Origin of the sequence: Photorhabdus sp. P32, from assembly GCF_038085095.1 — a bacterium.
Lineage (GTDB): Bacteria > Pseudomonadota > Gammaproteobacteria > Enterobacterales > Enterobacteriaceae > Photorhabdus > Photorhabdus luminescens.
On record NZ_JAZGJN010000269.1, the window covers coordinates 22,590 to 45,691 of the forward strand.

Genomic DNA, 23,102 nt, shown 5'->3' on the forward strand with positions numbered 1-23,102 from the left:
TTATGAACCTAAAAGGCTTTATTGATAGATTGTCCGAGCAGGAAGTTCGTCTTTTTGTTGAAAATGGGACGCTAAAATCTCAGTCTGCTCCTGGCGCCATCACACCTGAGCAGGAAAAATTTATTAAACAAAACAAACAAGCAATTATTGATTTTCTCTCTCATGCGGAGGTAGGGGGGCAACCGAAGCTTGCGTTATTACAACGTCGGCGCCTTACCAAGGCACCGTTATCCTTTGCGCAGCGCCGTTTTTGGCTGGTCGAACAGGTTTCTACGGTTGAGAGTCAGTATAAGATTTCAACCGCGTTTAATTTATATGGTCAATTTTCCTTAGCAGCCGCAAATCAGGCGATGGATGCCATTATTAAGCGACATGAAATTTTACGTACTGTTTATCAGGAATCACAAGGCATGCCGGAACAGGTCGTGTTGGACGACTTTGTTTTCCAGATTGATAAAGACACCCTTGCCGATGGTGTTGACCAACAGCAACAGATAGAAGATTGGCTGGCGGGGCAGAGACAGAGACGATTTGATTTAAGTAGGGATTTACCGCTAAGAGTGGCTTATTTGGCCTCTGATCTAAAATCAGAGACATCTGATAAACCATTGGCCGGCGTATTGTTTTTTGATTTGCACCATATTGCTGCTGATGGCTGGTCTCTGGCGATATTGGTGGATGAATTTACCCTTCTTTATCAGCGAATTGTGCATGGTAAACCCGCCTTGTTGACTGAACTTGAACTGCAATACTCGGACTATGCCTACTGGCAGAATCAAGCTGAAACTCAGCAAATGTTTGACGAGCAGTTGCAATATTGGCAACAACAGTTGGCTAACCTGCCATTGGTTCATGAATTGCCTTTGGATTACGCTCGTCCTCAAAAATTGGATATGCGCAGCGCAACGCACACGCAAAAGATACCGCTGGAGACGGTGAGTCAACTTAAGCGATTAGCGGTGGATGCAAATGCCACTTTATTCATGCTGTTGCATACCGCTTTTGCTGTGATGCTGGGGCGTTACAGTGATAACCCGGATGTGGTTATTGGCACACCTATTACAAGCCGGCCGGGACAGAAACTGGAATCGCTAATTGGTTGCTTCCTCAATACGCTGGTGTTGCGTTTGAATTGTACACCGACGCTGACATTCAATGAGTTGTTAAAGAGTGCAAGGCAGGCGCACCTTGATGCACAGAGCAATCAGGCCATTCCATTCGAATTATTAGTCGAGAAGTTGCTAGCTGAACAAAGCACCGCGTTTACGCCCTTATTCCAAGTGCTTTTCTCAATGCAAAATTATGAATCTCAACAGTTGGAACTTGCTGATGTTGAATTTGAAGAGGTTATGGAACAACGGGGACAAACGCAGTTTGATTTAACCCTAACCGCGACAGAAGATAAGGACGGATTGTCGCTGATTTTTGAGTTTAATCAAGGACTCTTTAATCCAGACACAATCGCCCGTTTTGCTGAAAATATGCAGTTGTTGTTGGCACATATTGCGGTCAATGGTGATAGACCCATTAATCAATTGGCGATCGTCAGTGAGCAGGAACAAGCGGTGTTGGACAAGTCTCATCAATCGGCTTGGCAACTGCCTGAGGAGCAACCTTTTGTGCATCAGCTTATTCAACAGCGGGCGGCTGAGTATCCTGAGCGAGCGGCAATTCGCTATCAGGAGCAAAGCCTCAGTTTTGCTGAACTTGATGCAAGGGCTAATCAGATCGCTCAATTATTATTGGCTAAAGGCGCCGACAACAACCAGCTAATTGCTATTTTGATGGAACCCGGCATTGACTTTGTTGTCAGCATGTTAGCGATATTGAAAGCAGGGTGTGCTTATTTGCCATTGGACCCTACTTATTCTGTAGCACGGTTAAGTTTTATCTTGGCTGACAGCAATGTTGGTTTGGTTATCGTCGATAACAAAAGTATCGATAAGGTCGATTTACCAACGGGTAGCGTTTGCACTATCTTGCTTGATGACACTGAAATTGCCGCCCAGCTCCGTACTGAACCGATGTTGACCTCAAATGTAACAGCAGATTCCCTTGCCTATGTCATTTATACCTCAGGTTCGACAGGCAATCCTAAAGGGGTGATGATCCCTCACGGGGCTTTGAGCGCATCAACGGTTGGGCGGTTTAATTCATACTCGATAGTGCCGGAGAAATTTTTACTGGTTTCATCATTTGCTTTCGATTCATCGGCTCCGGCAATATATTGGGGGCTTGGCAGCGGCGCAACGTTGCATTTAATGGCCCCCCAAGATGCGAAAGATGCATCATATGTGGCAAAGATGATAGACAGTCAACAAATTAGCCACGTTCTTTTTATTCCCAGTTTCTACGATGCTGTTCTTGATTCCCTTACAGGACATTCACTACGTAAGGTGATTTGTGCCGGCGAGAATTTGTCGGACCAAGTTAAGACAAAACATTTCCAATGTCAGCCTCAGGCAACTCTGGTCAACGAATATGGGCCAACGGAAACCACGGTATGGTCTTCGTTGAAAATCTTTGCAAAGGCGACTGAGCCAGTCACGATTGGTCGTCCAGCGCCCCATGTGTCACTTTATGTATTGGCGAAAGATCGCTCCCAATGTCCGGTTGGCGTAGTTGGAGAACTGTATGTCGGTGGTGTCGGATTAGCAAAAGGGTACTTGAACCGTCCAGAACTGACGGCCGAACGTTTTATTGATCATTTGGATGCTAAAGGTAACAGCGAACGACTATATCGCACAGGTGATTTAGTGAAAGTGTTGCCATCAGGCGAAATTGCTTACATTGGCCGAAACGATTTCCAAGTGAAATTGCGTGGTTTTCGTCTCGAATTGGGTGAAATTGAGAACTGTATCCGCGCTAATTTTGAGGTAGCGGATGTTGTGGTCTGTGTCAGGCAGGATGACAAACAGAGGCAATCCTTGGTGGCTTATTTAGTCGCTCCGTCGATGATCGACATACGTGAACAGCGCGATAAAGTCGAGCGCATCTTGCCGGAGTTTATGTGGCCTGGCTGCTATGTGTTATTGCCGGAAATGCCGCTGACTGAGAACGGTAAAGTTAATCGTCAAGCCCTGCCTGCGCCAAGTATGGAAAATATCGCTGAGGAGCCTTTTACGCCGCCAGAAACGGCAACTGAAAAGCAGTTAGCTGAATTGTTTCATAGAGAGCTTGGCTTGGAGCGAATCAATACTGCGGCCCGGTTTGTACAGATCGGTATTCACTCACTGCAATTTGTCAAACTCGGCAGTGTCATCAGCGAAGAATTGAAGATAGAACTGTCCGTAAAGGATTTTTACGTCTACGACACTCTGTTTGCTTTAGCACAGTATGTTGAGCAGCAGCTTGCCGAACGACAGAAACAGATTGGGGGAGAAAGGGAGGTCGTTGAACTGTGAATATCGCCGCATTTTTAGCTGACTTAAAACAGCAAGACATTATGGTATACCTTGAATCTGACTCGCTTAAGCTGAACGCGCCTAAGGGCGCAGTATCGCAAGATATGCTTACGGAGTTGAGAACGCATAAGGTAGAGATTATTGCGTATCTGCAAGGGCAACAATCAAATCCATTACCGATCAAGATTGTCGACAGAGGGTTGACTCGGTTACCGCTTTCTTTTGCACAACAACGCCTGTGGTTCATCGACCAGCTCTTTGGCAGCAGCGAACATTACAATATGGCGACGGTGTTGGAAGTGAGCGGCGCGTTCGATTTAACGATTGCTGAAAAAGTCATGCAACGCATTGTCGAACGCCATGAAGTGTTGCGCTCAGTTTACCGAGAAGAACAGGGCGAAGTATGGCAAGAGATTCAGTCAGATGTTAAGGCAAAAATCAATGTTCGGCACTTGACATGTGAACCTGCCGAACTGAAAGCGATATTTTATCAGTATGTTTCTGCTCCGTTTGACTTGCAGAAGGATCTCATGGTCCGGATCGACTTTTTTACAACGGATACTCAGCGGCAATTTCTTATCATCAACTTGCACCATATTGCTGGAGACGGATTGTCTTTCTCTCTATTGATGGAAGAATTTGTCACTCATTATCAAGCGATTAAGCAGAATCTGCCGGAATCCTTGCCTGTATTACCCGTACAATATGCAGATTATGCTTACACTCAGCAGTCATGGATTGCTGACGGGGTGTTTGATGCGCAACTTGATTATTGGCGACAAAAACTAGCGGATATACCGCAAGTTCACCAATTTCCCTTGGATTTTCCGCGCCCGGTGAAACAGACCAACTATGGTGTTAAGGTGCGATTCCGATTGGATCGGCAATCTTCGGCGATGTTGCGTAAGCATGCAGGCAATGCCGGGGCGACCCTGTTTATGTTATTGCACGCCGCATTTTCAGTATTTATCGCTCGCTACAGCCAGCAAACGGATATTGTCATTGGTACACCGGCCACTAACCGGAAACAAAAAGAGTTACAGTCGCTGCTCGGGTTGTTTGTCAATACGTTGGCGTTGAGAACTGAATATCAGGGCAAGATTGATTTCATGCAGTTTGTGCAGCATGTAAAGCAAGTCAACATTGAAGCACAAATGAATCAGGATTTGCCGTTTGATGTTCTGGTGGAGAAATTGGCGGTGAGTCGGAACATCGCTTATTCACCGATATTCCAGTTCATGTTCACAATGGATACGACCGAGGCCAGTGAATCGAGATTGGATGACGTGGTGTTTACCCCGGTATCTTCGGGTGAAGCATTCTCTAAATTTGATTTGGAACTTGATGCGATTGATGACGGTGACACTATTCTGTTTGAAGTGGTGTACAACAGTAGCCTATTCCATGAACACACTATTGCAAGGTTACTCAAATCGTTTGAAATCTTATTGATTGATATCGCCAAAAATCCTTATAAAACATTAGACTCTTTAGCGTTGTTGGATGAAGACGAAAAGCGCCGTTTAGGGCGACAACTGGCGATACCCTCTTCTATCGCGACAACGGCAGAAACTGTGCAATGCCAGTTTGAACGTCAGGTAGCACGAAGATCCGATGCGACCGCTTTGGTATGGCAGGTTGCAGGAGAAAACCAAACCCTGACATATTGCGAGTTGAACCAGCGGGCTAACCGATTGGCGCATCACCTAATCGAAAAGGGGGTTAAGCCGGGTAATATTGTCGCGTTATGTTTACCGCGTTCCCCGGAGATGATTATCAGTATATTGGCGGTACTGAAAGCAGGCGCCGCTTACACCCCCATTGACGTTGACAACCCTCAGTCCCGAATCCAGCACATTATTGCCGATTGCCAACCGGCGGTTGTGTTGACGAACAACGCCTATGCAGACAAGTTTGCTGAACTGAATGTCATTGTTGAGCTGTTAACCTCGGAAATGGAGCCATTTTTAGAGATTGCATCTGATAATCCGAATATCAACCAGAGCTTGGATGAACTTGCTTATGTCATGTATACCTCTGGATCGACGGGCAAACCTAAAGGGGTCATGGTAGAGCATACGCAGTTGAGCCATTTTGTGGCGGCCGCATTGGCAATGTATGCCGTTAAACCTGACGACAACGTATTACAGTTCTCCTCATTTGCATTTGATATTTCCATTGAAGAGTGTTTTGTCACCCTATGTGCAGGGGCCACGTTGGTATTGAGGAACGATGATTGGTTGAACAGCGCTGACCTATTTTGGCAACAGTGTTGTCAACACAATATCACCGTAATGAGCTTACCCACCGCATTTTGGCATCAGGTAAGTAGTGGCGACGCCTTGGTGCCTGACACACTACGGTTGGTTATCGTTGGCGGCGAAGCAATTAATGCTGAAATTGTCAGGCATTGGTTTGCATCAGCAAACCGTCCTCCGGTGATGAATACCTACGGGCCGACCGAAACAACCGTCTTGGCGAGTTACTACCTGATTGAATCCGCGTTGCAGATTGAACAATCGGTTCCCATTGGCAGGGTATGTGGTCATGTTAAAGCCTATATTGTTGATGAACATTTGAATTTGGCGCCACAAGGTGTCATTGGTGAATTAGTGGTTGGTGGTAAAGGCGTTTCCCGAGGTTACTTAAACCGACCTGAGGAGCAGCAGAGAAGTTTTGTCCAGGTTGCTTTTTTCGACGGTGAGGTTGAACGGCTTTACCGGACCGGCGATCTGGTGAGGTTTAATGTTCATGGTGAAATTGAATATATCGGGCGGAAGGATAGCCAGATAAAAATTCGGGGTTTCCGCGTTGAGCTCGGTGAGATTGAGAACCAACTTGTTGCGATTGATGGAGTGAGGCAGGCGGTTGTCACTGCGGATGAGCTTAACGGCAATAAACAACTGGTTGCATACTACGTTGCGGACACGCCGCTGGAGCCAGTGGCGCTGAGGGAACAAATAAGCCAAACTTTGCCGGAATATATGGTCCCCAATGCCTTTATTTCGCTAACCAGCATTCCAATGACGGTAAACGGTAAAGTTGACTACAAAGCGTTACTGAGTGTAGAGACACAAGAGCCGTTACCAGAGAATTATTGCCTCCCGCAGGGGGAACTGGAAGAACAACTGGCTGATATGTGGCAGCAGTTGTTAGGTCATCCTAAAGTGAGCCGTACCGATAACTTTTTCAAGCTAGGGGGACATTCCCTGTTGGCGATTAAATTGGTATCGGAAATCAAGAAAACCTTGGCCGTACAGATCTCTGTTCGGGTAGTGTTTGAAAGCCAAACCTTGGCTGACTTTGCACAATTGATCGCTGAACAACAGACAGCAACTAGCGGCAATGCAGCGATAGCGCCAATTACGCCTGTAGTTGAAATGACAAGAGTTGAAATGGCGAGAGTTGAGATGGTGCGAGCTGAAATGGTTCGAGTTGAAATGGCGCGGCTTCCATTGTCGTTTGCTCAGCAACGGCTTTGGTTTATTGACCAGTTAGATGGACAAACGCCTCAATACAATATGCCGTTTGCATTAACCGTCAAAGGGGACTTCAATCTCGCTATTGCTGAGCGTGCGATAAACATGATTGTTCAACGCCATCAGGTGCTCCGAACGGTCTATCGGCATGATATTGCTGGTGCATGGCAGGAAGTGTTGGACACGGTAACTGTGAAGATCGACCGTATTGACTATCAAAGCTTTGGGGAAAAAAGCTGTCAGCAGCAGGTGCAAGAATTTATTCAGCAGCATGCAGAGCGGGCATTTGATTTGGCTAACGATGTCATGCTGCGAGCGGCTTATCTAAAAATAGCTGAAGATCAGAGTGTTATGGTATTCAATATGCACCATATCGCCTCAGATGGTTGGTCAATCAACGTGCTTGCTGATGAATTTGTCAGCATATACAGCCAACTGCTTGAGGGCCGTCAGCAACCGGCTTTGCCATCGCTACCCATTCAATATAAAGATTATGCTGTCTGGCAACGGCAACAACTACAGGGTGAAACGTTACAAACGGATCTTAACTACTGGTTAACTCAGCTTAATGAGCTGCCGCCTGTACACGACTTACCGTTGGATTACCCGCGCCCATTACAACTTGGCAGCCGTGGCGGGCTATTTGAATTTAGTGCTGACAAATCTCTTTTGATTGGGCTCAAATCCCTTGCCAGTCAGCATAATACCAGTCTGTTTGTGGTATTACATGCTGCATTTACCTTGTTACTTGCTCGTCATGGTCAAAGCAAAGATATTGTCATAGGAACGCCGGTTGCGAATCGTTTGCAGGCGGAAGTGGAGCCGCTTATCGGCTTTTTCGTCAATATGCTAGTGCTGCGCACCAAATATCAGGCAAATCTCACTTTTGCTGAATATCTGTCGCATATTCGCCAAGTTAATATTGATGCTCAAGCGCATCAATTACTGCCGTTTGAACTGTTGGTTGAGAAAATGCAGCCGGAACGGAGTACAAGTTATTCGCCGCTATTCCAAATCGTATTCTCAATGGATACCAATGAATCCAAGGTATTGCAATTGAGTAACGTTGAATTTGAGTACCTTGATAGCGAACATGTTACCGCCCAGTTCGATTTGACCTTAGATGCCAGTGAAAGTGAGGACAGTCTTGATTTTAGTTTTGAATACAACTGTCAACTATTCGAACGGTCGACAATAACCCGATTCAGCCAACGGTTCCTGACTTTATTGTCTGCATTAGTGAGTGACCAATATCAAACAGCGCCTTTGACTAAATTGCCGGTGTTAACTGAGCAGGAAAGGCAATATCTGTTGAGCGATATCAACGACAATTGGCAGCCTTATCCTGCGGATAAGTGTATTCACCAGTTGTTCGAAGACCAAATGGAACGGAGTCCAGAACAAATAGCGGTTATTGACGGCGAGCTTCATCTCACTTATCGGCAAGTGAATGCGCAAGCGAATCAGGTAGCCCACTTTTTATTGGACAAAGGTTATACATCGGATTCCTTTATTGCGGTTTGTATGGATCGTACTGCGGCCGCAGTGATTACCGTACTTGGCATCTTGAAGGCGGGTTTAGCCTATGTGCCATTTGATGCTGATCAGCCATTGCAGCGGATTGAATACATTCTTCAAGATAGCGGTACACCATTGGTTGTGGTTGATGATATTCAGCGTTTGCCTATTGAAGTGGCTTCGGCGTATAGCGTCTGGAGATTGGATGAAATATTAAGCCAGTCACGGATTGATACCCATATTGCGGCGACGCAGAGTCATTCAACTGCGACCAATTTGGCTTACATGACTTACACTTCAGGAACAACCGGCCATCCCAAGGGCGTGATGGTTGAGCACACGGCGATGATTGCCCGTTTGTATGGTTGGGATGCGGTATTTGGCTTATTCCAGCAGCCGCCGACAGTATTACAAATGGCGGGTTTGGCGGTGGATATTTTTCTGGGTGATATCGTTAAGAGCTTGACCACCGGTGGTCGCTTGGTGATTTGCCGCAAGTCGGATTTGATTACCACAGAGGCTTTGTATCAGCTTATCGAACAACAACAAGTGACGTTTGGTGACTTTGTGCCGGTCATTCTGAGGAATTTACTCGATTATGCTGAACAAAACGGGGTTCAATTGGATTCCCTGCGCCATATATTAGTGGGTTCCGAAGCTTGGTATGGTCGTGATTTGAACCGTTTGCAAAAGCTGATGCATACCGATGCCCGTTGTTTCAATATTTATGGACAAACAGAATCGGTGATTGATGCCAGTTACGGTGATGTGACGCATCTCTCTTTGCCTGATGACGCCTATGTTCCCATTGGTACGCCGTTTGCCAATACCCACATTTATATCCTTGATGCTTATGGCGAGCCTGTGCCTATGGGGGTGGTTGGTGAAATTGCGGTAGGCGGCCCGGGTTTGGCAAGAGGTTACAACCGCAATAGCGAATTAACGCAACAAAAATTTGTTAAAGACAACCTTTCTGGCGGTTGTGGTTATATTTATCACACCGGTGATCAAGCTAGATTAAAATCTGATGGGACTCTGGAGTTTTTAGGGCGTAATGATGATCAAATAAAACTGCGTGGATTCCGTATTGAACTGGCTGAAATTGATGCCAAGCTGCGTGCATTGCCTGATGTGCAGAATGCGATTGCTGTGGTACGGGAAATTGAGCCGGGCAATAAACAAATTATTGCTTATCTGCAAACGCCGCAATCGTTATTGGTTGAACAGATCAGAGAACAGCTACGGCATCAATTACCACATTACATGATCCCCAGTGCATTTGTATGTCTGGATGCTTTCCCGGTGAGTATTACCGGAAAAGTGGATAAAGAAAAATTACCTGCGCCAGAAGCCAGTGCTTTTACCAGTATTGAATATGTTGCGCCGCAAAATGACGTTGAAAGAACATTAGCGTCTATTTTTGCCGTGGTTTTGAAGCAGGAGAAAGTGAGTCGTTACGATAATTTCTTTGCGTTGGGTGGTGACTCAATATTAATTGTGCGTGTTGTTGCGATGGCTAAACAGGCGGGTTTAGCACTCAGTGTAAAAGATATTTTGGCCTATCAAAGTATTCATGAAATAACGCAGCAGTTACCTGATTTGCACAACAACATTGCCTCTTCTAAAGATGTTTATCACGCTTTTTCATTACTCACCGATGACGAGCGAGCGGCATTGACTGAGTCATCCACATTGGATGATGCATATTCATTGTCGAGTTTGCAAATGGGGTCTATTTATCATCAGCTAAAAGATAAAAGTTACCACATTGTAGAACATTACTCGATTAATGCCGAGTGGAGTGAACAAGCGTTTCGTCAAGCATTTAATGCCATAGTACAACGCCATGAATTATTGCGTGCGACATACAACTTCGAATTAGGAAGAGCGTTGCAATATATTCATAAAAAGATTGCTTTGCCGATTACGCTTAATGATTGCCGCCACCTTTCCGTACAGGAATTTGAGCATCAATTAGATCACTGTTTGGAACAGGAAAATAGCCGCTTTTTTGTTGAAAATGAATTAATGTGGCGAGTTCATGTATTTATTGATGCTAATAATACATTTGCTCTGGTTTTGTCTCATCAACATGCCATTCTTGACGGTTGGAGTGTTGCCAACCTGCAAGTTGAGTTTATGGAAAACTATTTATCGGTGTTGTCTGGCGGTTCTATTCCACCAAGAGCTGACTTACCGCATTACGGTGAATACATTGCTGAAGAACTGGCGGCTATTGATGATCCTGAACACAAAGCTTATTGGCGGCAGATTGCCAACGCGGCTGTACTTCCTGACTGGACTGGGAAAGGGTCAACACAACATTATTCCGCTCGCCTTGAGCTATCTTATTTACATAACGACTTGCAACAACTTGCGACGCAATTAAAAGTGCCGTTGCGCACATTACTGTTGGCGGTACATGTTTATGTATTGGCGAAAATCAATGGCACTGATGCCATCACCAGTTCGGTGGTAAGTCACGGAAGACTTGAAGTGGAAGGTGCTGAATCTTGTCTTGGATTATTTTTGAATACGCCGCCGGTTAATGCAGATATTCATCAACAAACCTGGGCATCGTTGATTGAGCAATTAACCGAATATAGCACGGCAAGCTGGCCTTATCGACATTATCCGGTGGCTGTAATGCAAGAGGAATTCAAGTGTGATTACTCTGGCGCTTTGTTTAACTATGTCGATTTTCATGTGTCTGATGAATTACAGACAACTCAGGATGTTGAGCCTGAGCAGGCTGATGATCATGAATATGAACGAGTTGGTTATGGCTATGATTTTGTTTGCCATCATAGCTCAGCTAATAGTTTTCTGGTTCTGCAATTGGCGTTAACTCAATCGGTGTTTGGGGAATATCAGGCGGGCCAAATATTGGCTTATTATGAAACGGCAATAAAATCGATGTTAGTTTCACAACATCATCACTTGGGGCATGCGGATTATTTAGTTCCAGATCAAATTCAACACTTGCATCAATTAGCCGGTCATGCGTCATCTATTGCTAATGACTGCACATCTCTGACTCAATTATTTGCCCGAGTGGCGCATCAGATACCTGATGAAGTGGCTTTGTCAGGGCCTTGGGGAAGCATGAATTATGCGCAGTTGGCGTTAGCGGCTGATAAGTTGGCGGCGCTTCTTATCGCGCGGGGTATTGGGGTAAATGATACGGTGGGTATTTATTTATCAAGTAGCCCCGAAGTGGTGATCAGTGTCTTGGCTATTTTGCAGGCGAACGCAACGTTTGTGCCATTGGCAACCGATTATCCAGCAGAACGCATTGCCCATATTATTAATGATGCTGATATTCAGCTTATTGTTTCACAGCGTTCTGAAAGCCGCACTTTACCGGTTGATGAACAAAATATTGTTATGGTTGATGAGATTGAGTCGGTTGATACTGCGGTTGTGGCACAAGAAGTCGCATTATCAGCGCAAGATCGTATTGCTTATATCATGTATACCTCAGGTTCAACGGGTACGCCTAAAGGCATTAAGATCAGCCATCACAATTTATTGAGCTATTATGAGGCCGTTCAACGCTATTACCCGACAACTTCTGCTCATGCGGTATTGCAAATTGCCAACATTGGTTTTGATATTTTTATCGAAGAATTAATGTTGTCGGTATTTTCCGGTGGTCGTCTGGTTCTGGATAGTCATAAAACAGCGTATAGCGTTAAACAGTTATGTCAGATCATTGATGCACAAAAAATCACACTGATTTCAGTACCCACAGCCTTATGGCATGAATGGACGTATCAGTTAACTGCCGACGATGTTGAACAACTCGTTAAGCATTTGGAGGTATGCATCGTCGGTGGTGAAGCCATGCGAATGGAGTTGTTGGCGCTATGGCAACAAAAAACACAAGGAAAGATCCGTTTATTCAACACTTATGGACCGACAGAAACAACCATTGTCGCGACTGCTATTGATGTCACCCAGTTAGACGCCTTAACCGACGCAGTGGTGCCGATAGGTCGTCCTTTGGCACATTGTCAGACCTATGTTTTGGATTCTCAGGGTGGATTGGTGCCGCCGGGTGTTATTGGTGAACTCTACATTGTGGGTGATGCTTTAAGTTTAGGTTACGTGAATAACCCAGAGCAAAATGCGGCCCAGTTTGTTGAAATGGCTATCTTGCCGGAACAAACAGTACGTTTATATAAAACCGGTGATCGTGTTTATTGGAATAACGAGGGTGAACTGGTTTATGTCGGTCGTCTTGATAATCAGGTCAAGATCAGAGGTTTTCGTATTGAAACTCGCGAAATAGAGTCAGCACTGTCAGCTATCGATAGTGTGGCGACAAGTATTGTGCGAGTGATTGTCGATGCAACGGGCGAAAAACAACTGTGTGCTTGGCTGGTTATGCCAGAGGGTATCGAAACGGATGCTGTCATTCCTCCGATAAGAGAGCAACTGAAAACCCGATTACCAGAATATATGGCGCCAACCCTGTATGCTGTGATAGCCACGATACCAACCACGGCTAATGGTAAAGTGAATTTTGCTGCCCTACCTGAGCCAAAACCTTGTATTACGCGAGGGTTGGATCGTATTGCGGAAACTGAAATTGAAAAACAATTGGTACAACTGTGTGCCGACGCACTGAAATTACCGTTAAGTATGGTGAGCTTAACCGCGTCTTTTATCGAGTTGGGAGGAAATTCATTAACCTTATTGAGGTTTTTACATCAGATACAACAGACTTTTGCTGTCACGGTCAGCGTTGCCGATATCATGACGGCCAGTGATTTGGCAATACTGGCATTGATAATTGAGCGTAAGCAGTTGCAACAAGCTGAACAAGTTAATCAGGGGCATAACTCGGTGGCAGAAGAAGGCTGGTTATGATGATAAAAATAGACGCTGATAAATAAGGTGGAATAATGCGAGTCGTTGATATTATTCGGCAAACTTCGGCTGCGGGGGTGCAGTTATTTGTTGAGCACGGCAAACTGGGTTTTAAGGTCATGTCAGGTTGTGTTTTTACTCCTGAACTAAAAAATCTGGTGATTGCTAATAAAGCCGACATTATTACTTTTTTAGCGCCAGATGAAGCCATTAAATTGGTGTCATTGGGTGCTGACCAAATGCCATTATTTTTGGTTCCTGGCGCCGGTGCGCCAGTATCATCTTTTATTGATTTAGCCCGAGAAATAAAAAACGATTTCTGCCTCAAAGTATTTGACGCAACCTCCCTATTCTTGGGAGGGAACACCATGACGATTAAAACCTTGGCGGAACGTTATGCGGCATTACTTTTGCAAGACTATCCACAAGAGCATTATCGACTGGTGGGTGATTGTGTGGGGGCATGTGTTGCTTTCGAGGTTGCTTTGGCGTTGGAAAATAAAGGGAAAACCGTTGACTTAATAGCGATTGATAGTTTTCTTACCGCCTATGAGCAACAGCCTTATACCCGCGAAGAGATCGACGAAGTGAGTGCTGAGTTAGCTCAAGGCATTGAAGGTGAAGCGCTGGAAAGGTTTATTGAAGTTTATAAACGCTACTCTACGATGGCTTGCAATTATGTCCCATCGGCCAGATTAAAGGGCAAGATGACATTCATTTATTGCGAAACTTCCATACAGCTACGGGCGGAAAAAAAGAAGATTATTGCATCCTTACAAGATTATGTCGCACAAACGATTACTTGCGGCATGGTGGGTGGTGATCATTATTCAGTATTAAAACCGGGTGCCGTTGAAGAGTTGGCTGAGGCTATATTGCGACAACGCTACCGGCCGGAGCCTTTATTCAAAACATCGAACTTAACCTATCAGGAGTTGCTCGACATTGTGCAATATCGGGCCGATATTTATCGGCCTATAAATAATATCAACCATTGTCACCGCGTGAAGATATCACAGGTCGGATATTGGTTTATTGAGATAGCGGATGGCGGTGTACATATTGATTTCAACGCTGATGATGCAATGTATGAACAATATGATTTTTATAGTGAGATTGAAATCAGTGTGGATTCATTAATAGCGTGCGTAACCAGTGAGGAGCCATCAGCCGCTATCGCTAAGGCGATATTGGATAATAAAATTCAGGTACAACGAGGAGAAGAGCTGTATCACTTATTATGGATTATTTTTGGCGTCACGCAACCTGATGAAATTTTTCACTGGATTGATCAACAAGATAGCCAAGATCAATATTTAGGCGTGCAAACCAATGGCGTTGATTTTGACGATAAATGGCATGTCAATTCTCCCGTTGGTACTCGTTATATGCCTGCTCATTACAGTGTGATTGATAAAGCATTAATGTCTCTGCCGATCGAGTACAGTGACTTTGAATTTGTTGATTTGGGATGCGGTAAAGGGCGAGCGATTATATGTGCATCTAGTTACAATTTTAACAAGATTACTGGAGTAGAATTTGTTGAGTCATTGGCGTTAATTGCGCGGCAAAATGTTAACGTTATAAATAAAAAGAATCACATTGAGATAATACAGGCTGATGTAAATCATTATCGATTTAATGAAAACCATGTGGTTATTTATCACTTTGATAGTTTTTTAAATGATCAGCTTAAGCAACTTCTACAGCGGTTGAAAACAGATGTTTATGACAAAGGCTATAAAGTGTTGATTTTGCAAATTAATGGTAATGATGCTATTTATCAACACTGCTTTTGGTTAACGCCAAAAACCATTAGCCGAGGTTTTATGGGGGGATGGAATATCACTTTGTGGCAGAGTAAAGATTGTTAAAGTCAGGCAATAATAAAATTTTATTTAGGAGTTAATCTCGATGATCTCTGATTTGGTTAAAGCCAATCGGTTAAAAATTATATTTAATAGTATTGTTGGCGCTTTTAGTGCTTTCTTTAGTATTTGGTTAATTTCCTTGATTACCGATGATGCATTGGAGCAGATTAGCGCTGACTTAGTATCGTGGACAGTTAAGTTTTTCACCGGGCTTGCTTGCTTATTTATTGTAAGTTCTTTTGCTAATTACCTAATGACAAAGTTAAGTGTCAAAATTATTTTTGAAGTTCGTAGTACCTTAGTGAAACGGATCTTGAATACCCCTTATGCCATTTTGGATAGGATTGGCGGGCATAAAGTTCAGGCCAGTTTAACATCTGATGTGAGTGATATTTCCAGGGCTATCTCTACCATGCCGCAGTTTATTTATCATGTAATTACCGTGATTGCATGTTTAGGTTTTCTGGCATTCAGATCGATTGAGCTGTTTATGGTCACGCTGGTCATTCTCCCATTAGGGCTTTTGGTTTCCCGTTATTTCATCAGTCGAGCTGAAGCTTATGATGAGATATATCGTGATGATTATGATAATCTTCATGAACAATTTAAGAGTCTGGTGGATGGAGTTAAAGAGCTTAATAATAATGAAAAGCGCAAACATTCGTTTTTTAATCGAGGTGTTTTACCCTCATTAGAAAAGATTAATGACTCTGATCTTAGATCAGAAATTTTCTGGAAATTGAATGAAAATTGGGGACAAATATTATTATTTCTGGTGCTTGGCGCTATTTTATTTTCTCATGTTATGTGGGGGATCGGAGAAAGTAACGATATTCTTACCTTTATCTTTATTATGACCTTTTTACTGGGGCCTGTTGATTTTATTTTGTCCTCACAGGAAACCATAGTAAAAGCGCTCATATCTCTGCGTAAGATTGATCGCTTGAGGTTTTCTGAAAACTTATCAATGGAGCCAACTGTAACCAACACCGAAGAATATAAAGAATGGTCTCGAATTTCTCTGCGTTCCATAAGCTTTCAGTATACCGGTGAAGGGAACTGTTTTTCTGTTGGGCCGATTGATCTGGATATTCAGCGCGGCGAAATTATCATTATTAAAGGCGGTAATGGCAGTGGCAAGTCAACTTTTGCCAAATTATTGATTGGACTGTTGAATAAATCTGAAGGTGATATTTTCATAGATGATAAGGTGGTTAATAAAGATAACCGAGAGAATTATCTGAATATGTACAGTGTTATTCATTCGGATTTTTATCTGTTTGATACGGTAATTAATCGAAAAGGTGAACTTGCCGATGATGAATTAACGCGTCAATATCTGAAAAAATTGGATTTAGCAGAAAAAGTCACGGTTAAAGATGGCAGATTGTCCACAACTAAGCTTTCTCATGGTCAACGTAAACGCTTAGCTCTGGTTATCTCTTATATGGAAGATGCGCCTGTTTATTTGTTTGATGAATGGGCAGCCGATCAGGACCCTAATTACAGAGGATTTTTCTATAATGAATTACTTCCTGAAATGAAGCGCAATGGGAAAACTATCATCGTTATTAGCCATGACGATAAATATTTTCATATCGCGGACAGAGTTATCACTATGGATAATGGTTTGGTGGATAATATTGAAATCAACGTACACTCCGATAAAGTAGAAAATGCGGCTCTAGAGCCCGCTATTTCTACTGTATGACTATAATAAGGAAAGGTAACTATAATAGGGAAAGATAATTATAATAGAGAAATATAATCATAATAGAAAATAGATATCAGGAGGTTATCATGTTGGAACTATTTGAAGATCAATTAGCTGGAATTAAGGAAAGATATGGGAGTGACTGTTTAAAAAGAGTAGAGGATATGTTTTATCCTTTATTACAACAAAGAGCGCCATTACAAGCAGATGCTAAATATATCATGCCTGGGCTTTCTACCACGCCGTGGTTAGATACCCATTCTTTTCCGCAGTTGCAGCCATTAGTCACCTCATTGATGAATAATGCGGGTAAAATAAAACAGGAAATTAACGCGGTCATCAGCGGTGAATCCCAACATATAACCGATTATGAGCACTATTTGGGAACGCAAAGAGATTGGAAAGCGTTATATTTGTTCAAAAATGGTCAGCCTAATAATGCAGTTGCCAATATTTTGCCCGCTACATGGCATATTTTTAATAATGAATTACGGGATTGGCATTGTCCTCTATTGGAAGTTCACTTTTCGGTGTTGCAACCGGGTACGGTGATTAAACCGCATTGTGATTTATGGAATTTCACCCTTAATTTACACTTTGCAGTCGATATTCCTGCTAGCAATTGTGAGATCATCGTTGCCAATGAAGCCAGATGTTGGAAAGAAGGAGAATGTTTGCTTTTTGATTATTCTTATCAGCATGAAGCTTATAACCGTTCAGATAAACATAGAATTTGTTTATTAATGGATATCTGGCACCCCAATTTATCGTTTGCGGAACGAGAAGCATTGGTTTTGATTATTACCGGTATTCGTGAACTTTTCGATTAGCTTATACCCAATGGATTTCAAGATGCATCGCGACGGCAAGGGAGCGAATCCCCGGGAGCATAGAGAACGATGTGATCGGGGTGAGTGAGCGCAGCCAACAAAGAGGCAACTTGAAAGATGACGGGTATATTTTATTAGATATGTGTTGCTGGATATGGCAACACAATTTAAAAGGATAGCCTTTATGAATAGAAATGGGCGATGCATGGTGTCTGATATTCAGGAGTTTGATGACTTCATTTTTGAGCTTGACTCAACAGAACAGACATATTTAAAGCAGGAATTTTTAGCGTCTACTCTAAAATATGACATTGATAATTTCGAGGAATTTTACTGGCAATGTTTTTATCAATCGTTTCATTTGCCTGTGCGTTTACAGAAAAAGCTATTTGATTTTCGTGCGTTAGAAAATGAAAATTATTTGCTGATAAAGGGATTGCCTATCCCTGATGATCTGGGCTTAACGCCTTTATCTTATGAACAAACAAATAGTTCTGAGGTGGCGGGTGTTCGTACTTTGATATCCACGATTTTATCTCGCATTGGATATATTTATTCGTTTGTCAATAAAAAGAACTTTAATTTTATCGATGATGTTTTCCCAATGGAAAAATATAAGAATATGCAGTTAGGGACAAACAAAGAGTTTTTGGAATGGCATGTTGAAGATGGTTTCCATGATGCAAAAGCGGACTGGGTCGCTTTATATTGTCTACGTGGCGATAAAAATGCTGAAACCTATTTGTTTCAAACCAAGAATATTCATTTAGATGCTGAAACCATTGCTGAATTACAAAAACCGAACTTTGAGATCGATGTCGATCCTACATTTATGTCAAATACCAGTGGCCGTCGTTGTGTTGCCATATTAAGTCAACATCAAGAACCAGAAATGATATTTGATCCCGCTTATATGCGTTGTTTAACCCCAAATGCAGAAGCCGCGTTAGAAAAGTTGAATCAGTGTATTAATGAAAATAGAGAGTCCTTTACATTATCGCCGGGAGACATGTTGCTATTTGATAACCGCAAAGTCGCTCATGCACGCAGCGAGTATGAACCTCGATACGATGGTTATGATCGCTGGTTACTCAGGGCATTAATATTGGAATCAAAATTCAAAGCTAGAGATTACTTTTATACAGGTACTTTAAGGGCAAAATAAAAATGACATCATTTAAAACAATATTATTTAAAACAATATCATTTAAATCAATCACATTACTGTTGATTACCTTATTAACAATAAGTTGTAGCGGATTTAAAAGTTATTCAGAAAAGACGAAGACAGCATTTGAAGCGAAAATTGTTCGTACTCATTATGGTGTCCCTCATATTTATGCACACGACTTGGGAAGCTTGAGTTTTGGCAATGCCTATGCTCAGGCACAAGATAATATATGCATTATGGCGGATAGTTACGTGCGCATTAGAGGGGAGCGTGCGCGTTTCTTTGGTGCTGATAGAGATAAGCAGGGGGACTCACTGAATTTAATTCAGGACTTCGGTTATAAAACGTTAGCTTTGGTGGAACAGGCGCGTGAAAAATGGCCGCAATTAAGTGCTGATTCACAGGTAATTATTGATGGATTTGTTGCAGGTTATAATACCTACCTGTCCCATGTTAAGGAAGGGCGTTATACCTTACCAAAAGCTTGTCGAGATCAAGAATGGGTAACACCTATTCAACGTGAGGATGTACTGGCATATGTATTTTCTATTGCGGTATTTCCGGGTTCTGCTCAATTTCTTGCTGATTATTATGCGGCTGATCCCAATAATGATGATCAAAAACAATTGTCTTTAAATATATCTAGGAATAATGGTTATTCCATTGGTTCGAATGGTTGGGCATTAGGCCGTGACAAAGTTGAAGAAGTCAATGGCATGTTATTGGCTAATCCCCATTTTCCTTATGAAGGCAACCTGCGTTTTTGGCAGGTGCATCATGTCATGAACGGAAAGATTGATGTCATGGGAGCCTCCTTAATTGGTTTCCCGGGTATTGTTAATATTGGGTTTAATCACAATATTGCCTGGACTCACACTTATTCACAGGCTGAACATGTCATTGTTTACAAAATGCAAACTGCTGCTAACAATCCGCTGAATTATGTGATTGATGGGGTTATTAAGCCGGTAATGTCGAAGCCGATTCATATTGAAGTCAAAACCGACAGCGGTATTAAAACGGTCACGAAAGATCATTTTTATACTGATATTGGGCCAATTATTGAAAATGAAGACTTTGCTTGGTCCGAGTCTGAATTTTATGTCGTGAAAGATGTCAATCTTTACAATCTTGATATGATTGATCATTGGTTGGCGTTGAATCGAGCGGATAGTCTTGCTGATGCAAAACAATCTTATAAAGATTTTAATGGCTTGGCTTTTAATAACACGTTGTTAACGGGTAAAGAAGGCGTTGGTATTTTTATTGGTGATAAAGCTGTACCGGCATTGTCTCTTGAAGCTATTCAATTATTGAATGATAACGAAACCCTAGCGGCAGCACGTGAGAAGTATGACGTGACTATTTTACCGGGTAACTCATCATCCATGATTTTTACCGAAGCCTTGGGTTATGATCAGATCCCGCAGCTTGTGGAAACATCCTATGTACAAAATTCCAATGATTCTCACTGGGCAACGAACTTGGAACATTTACTCGAAGGCTTTTCCCCACTTCTGGGTAATGAACGAAAACCCCTGTCGTTCAGAACGCGTATGGGATTGCAACTAATACAGGATGCGGCGGGTGATAATAAGCGATTTTCTCTCATGGAGTTAGAACGGGCGTTATTCTCTGAGCGTTCATATTTAGCCGAACTGATATTAAAAGATGTGGTTGCCCTATGTGATAAAACACAGAACCGATTAATTAGATTGGTGAATGGCATGAAGGTCGATATTACTCAGGCATGTCAATTGCTATCGCAATGGAACGGTGAATTTAATGCTGATAGTCGGGGCGCGATTATATTACGTGAATTAGCTTTTTTAATTGATCAGCAAAAACACTTTGCCGTACCGTTTGACATAGCCCACCCGGCAACAACGCCACGCCAATTAAAACAAAGTGAAGAGTTTGTCACCTTGTTAGCACGAGCGGTTGCTAATGTGAATAATGCGGGGCTGGCTTTAGATACTCCGGTGAGTCAGTTTCAATTTATTGAAAGTACCGCACCTGACGGTAAACCGGCAGATAATCGCATGAGTTGGCCGGGGTTGTTTGGAAAAGAAGGCGGCTTTAATATGATCGCTCCGCGGGATGAGGATGAAACCCTGTTTCCTAAACATCATTATACTGTGGGTAATGATGTGGTGACTGGTGAGGCATTGGAATCGGAGCTAACTGATCAAGGATATCATATTCGTTATGGTTCCAGTTGGATAATGCTGGTGGCATTTGATCAACAAGGACCTAATGCGCGTGGGTTACTCACTTATTCGCAATCTTCTGATATTGATTCGCCTTATTTTGCGGATCAGAGCCGGTTTTATTCTCATTATAAACAGCTATTGCCGTTGCCTTATCGGCCAGAAGAGATTAAACGATCAACTATTTCAGAAGTGGTTATCCAACATTAGGCAATCAGATTATTTGGGCCTTGGCTGGATAAAATTATTAACTGGCGGATTGGTTCCGTCAGTTATCGAAAATACTATTTATTCTTTGGAACGATATAAATATGATGGATTTTTCTAATTCTGGATGTCAGAAATGTGTAGAGTTCACCATGCCATCCATAGAGGATGTGTTTACTTGCATGCTGGATAGAGTCCCTTTTATTATTCGAGGCGGAGCTGAACAGTGGGTAGCAAGAACGAAGTGGACATGGAACTATTTTCAGCAAAAATTTGGTCATCACCTGATAAAAGTATTTCGATCCTCAAATAATAAAGATAATAAATATATGTCTCTTGGTGACTATATTGATTATATAAAAGATGTGGAAGAACCCGATCCTTATTATGCCTCTGCGTGGCCGTTTTCGCTCTATTTTAAAGAGTTGGTGAGTGATTATGAGGTCCCTGACTATTTTTCCTGCTTGATTCGTAAGCGTGTTGCAGACGATATTTTGCATAATGAAGCCGCATTACTATTACTTCGCTGGATTTATATGGGGCCTAAAAACAGTGGTTCTCGTTTGCATTTGGATATTGCTTCTACTCATGCCTGGAATGCGGTTATTAGTGGTCGAAAAGAGTGGATATTTTATGGGCCGGAAGAAGCAGCGAAAATAGGTGATGGCAAAGTTGATGCTTTTAACCCCGATCTGGCCTTATATCCCGATTTCATTCAGGCTCAGGGTATTCATTGTATACAGAATCCTGGTGATATTGTTTTCACCCCTTGTACACACTATCACCAAGTTAAAAATTTGGCGTCAGGAATTTCAATCACTGAAAATTTTATTAATGACACGAACTTGGAGCTTGTTAAGAACGCCATCACTAACGACGATGATATATCGCCTGAACAGGCGAGTTTTATTCGCATGTTGATTCCTGAATTAAGTTAATTGTCGGAAGCAAAGGGGCGGTTAATGGTCATAATAAGGTGAAAAAATACCTTGGGGCTAACGTAAATGGCGTTTTTAGCGCTGCTTATCACAGTCAGGCGATTTGGCCCCGTCGGCTGACTGTATTGGGTTGAAGCCGGTTGTTCTACTTTGCAAAAATGGGTAGCGTTATATTGCTAAGAATACAGTTATTGTGACAGGTGAGATTTTTGGTATTTTTGGTCGAATGAGTGAAAAAACTCCTGCTAACGTTGGAAAAACAATAAATTGTGTCGCCGAGGCGACATTCCTGCATAAAGTGCTTTAACATTTGCTTGTTAAATACGTACAATCCCGTCCCTGAATGTGTTCTCTACAGAAATAGGCTTAGTTTGTCACTGATCCGGTTTTATACATCGCGAAGTCGCCTGCCAGCTTGGCTCGGGATATTCGCGATACTGATGTTGTTCATTGCGCCAGTGATCTCCCGATCGCTGGAACATGCGCGCATTGGTGAGGCTCATTCATCGAGAGTGGTCGATTGCCATAGGGCGATGTCATCTGACGATGATATGCCTCGGAATATGTCTCATTCTGACGTTTCTTCCGCATCACAGGTTACTCAATCACATAGTACTAAGTTATATAGTACCAGCCATCATGATGGCATGCAGATGGGTATGCATGCTGGCGGTGGTATGTCGATGTTGGAGGATATCGCCTGTGGATACTGCGTTTTTCTGATCCATGTACCTATACTGGATTTGGCGAATACACTGCTATTTTGGTCAACTTCGCTGACGTCACGGCCACCACCGATTCAAACTGTAGCTTCCTTTCTGCCGCATTTCATCTTTGCTGATTCGTTGCCTCGTGCTCCGCCTGAACAGATCTAATCTCATTGGT

General features: G+C 42.8%; 9 protein-coding genes. All 9 read left to right on the plus strand.

Going from position 1 to position 23,102, the window contains the following annotated elements:
- Positions 1 to 2 precede the first annotated feature (2 nt).
- The 9 genes from V2H77_RS13295 to V2H77_RS13335 all read left to right on the plus strand — a co-directional run bounded on the left by V2H77_RS13295 (position 3) and on the right by V2H77_RS13335 (position 23,092).
- Entirely contained in the window at positions 3 to 3,404 is a 3,402-nt protein-coding gene (locus tag V2H77_RS13295; RefSeq protein ID WP_341499194.1) for a non-ribosomal peptide synthetase, read from the plus strand.
- The gene (locus V2H77_RS13300) at positions 3,401 to 13,276 is read left to right on the plus strand and encodes an amino acid adenylation domain-containing protein (RefSeq protein ID WP_341499183.1); all 9,876 of its coding nucleotides are present in this window, start codon (positions 3,401 to 3,403) and stop codon (positions 13,274 to 13,276) included. The genes V2H77_RS13295 and V2H77_RS13300 overlap by 4 nt, the downstream gene beginning before the upstream one ends.
- Positions 13,277 to 13,311: 35 nt before the next feature.
- Positions 13,312 to 15,150, plus strand: coding sequence for a thioesterase domain-containing protein (locus V2H77_RS13305; protein WP_341499184.1), 1,839 nt, complete (start codon positions 13,312 to 13,314; stop codon positions 15,148 to 15,150).
- A gap of 40 nt (positions 15,151 to 15,190) precedes the next feature.
- A complete protein-coding gene (locus V2H77_RS13310) occupies positions 15,191 to 16,858 on the plus strand; it encodes a cyclic peptide export ABC transporter (RefSeq protein ID WP_341499185.1) in 1,668 nt (555 codons plus the stop codon).
- Between the two features lie 89 nt (positions 16,859 to 16,947).
- Positions 16,948 to 17,691 (plus strand): aspartyl/asparaginyl beta-hydroxylase domain-containing protein, encoded by a 744-nt coding sequence (locus V2H77_RS13315; RefSeq protein ID WP_265377987.1) that lies wholly within the window; start codon positions 16,948 to 16,950, stop codon positions 17,689 to 17,691.
- A 154-nt stretch (positions 17,692 to 17,845) separates the two neighbouring features.
- Positions 17,846 to 18,856, plus strand: coding sequence for a TauD/TfdA family dioxygenase (locus tag V2H77_RS13320; protein WP_341499195.1), 1,011 nt, complete (start codon positions 17,846 to 17,848; stop codon positions 18,854 to 18,856).
- Between the two features lie 2 nt (positions 18,857 to 18,858).
- Entirely contained in the window at positions 18,859 to 21,282 is a 2,424-nt protein-coding gene (locus tag V2H77_RS13325) for an acylase (protein ID WP_341499186.1), read from the plus strand.
- 149 nt (positions 21,283 to 21,431) lie between these two features.
- Positions 21,432 to 22,217, plus strand: a complete 786-nt coding sequence (locus V2H77_RS13330) for a cupin-like domain-containing protein (protein ID WP_341499187.1) — start codon at positions 21,432 to 21,434, stop codon at positions 22,215 to 22,217.
- 371 nt (positions 22,218 to 22,588) lie between these two features.
- Positions 22,589 to 23,092, plus strand: coding sequence for a DUF2946 domain-containing protein (locus V2H77_RS13335; RefSeq protein ID WP_341499188.1), 504 nt, complete (start codon positions 22,589 to 22,591; stop codon positions 23,090 to 23,092).
- Positions 23,093 to 23,102: the final 10 nt, after the last annotated feature.

Bases quoted from the DNA above. Each gene is read 5' to 3' on its own strand.
- V2H77_RS13315 (WP_265377987.1), top strand. From the start codon at position 16,948: ATGTTGGAACTATTTGAAGATCAATTAGCTGGAATTAAGGAAAGATAT.
- V2H77_RS13320 (WP_341499195.1), top strand. From the start codon at position 17,846: ATGGCAACACAATTTAAAAGGATAGCCTTTATGAATAGAAATGGGCGA.
- V2H77_RS13325 (WP_341499186.1), top strand. From the start codon at position 18,859: ATGACATCATTTAAAACAATATTATTTAAAACAATATCATTTAAATCA.
- V2H77_RS13310 (WP_341499185.1), top strand. From the start codon at position 15,191: ATGATCTCTGATTTGGTTAAAGCCAATCGGTTAAAAATTATATTTAAT.
- V2H77_RS13305 (WP_341499184.1), top strand. From the start codon at position 13,312: ATGCGAGTCGTTGATATTATTCGGCAAACTTCGGCTGCGGGGGTGCAG.
- V2H77_RS13295 (WP_341499194.1), top strand. From the start codon at position 3: ATGAACCTAAAAGGCTTTATTGATAGATTGTCCGAGCAGGAAGTTCGT.
- V2H77_RS13330 (WP_341499187.1), top strand. From the start codon at position 21,432: ATGCCATCCATAGAGGATGTGTTTACTTGCATGCTGGATAGAGTCCCT.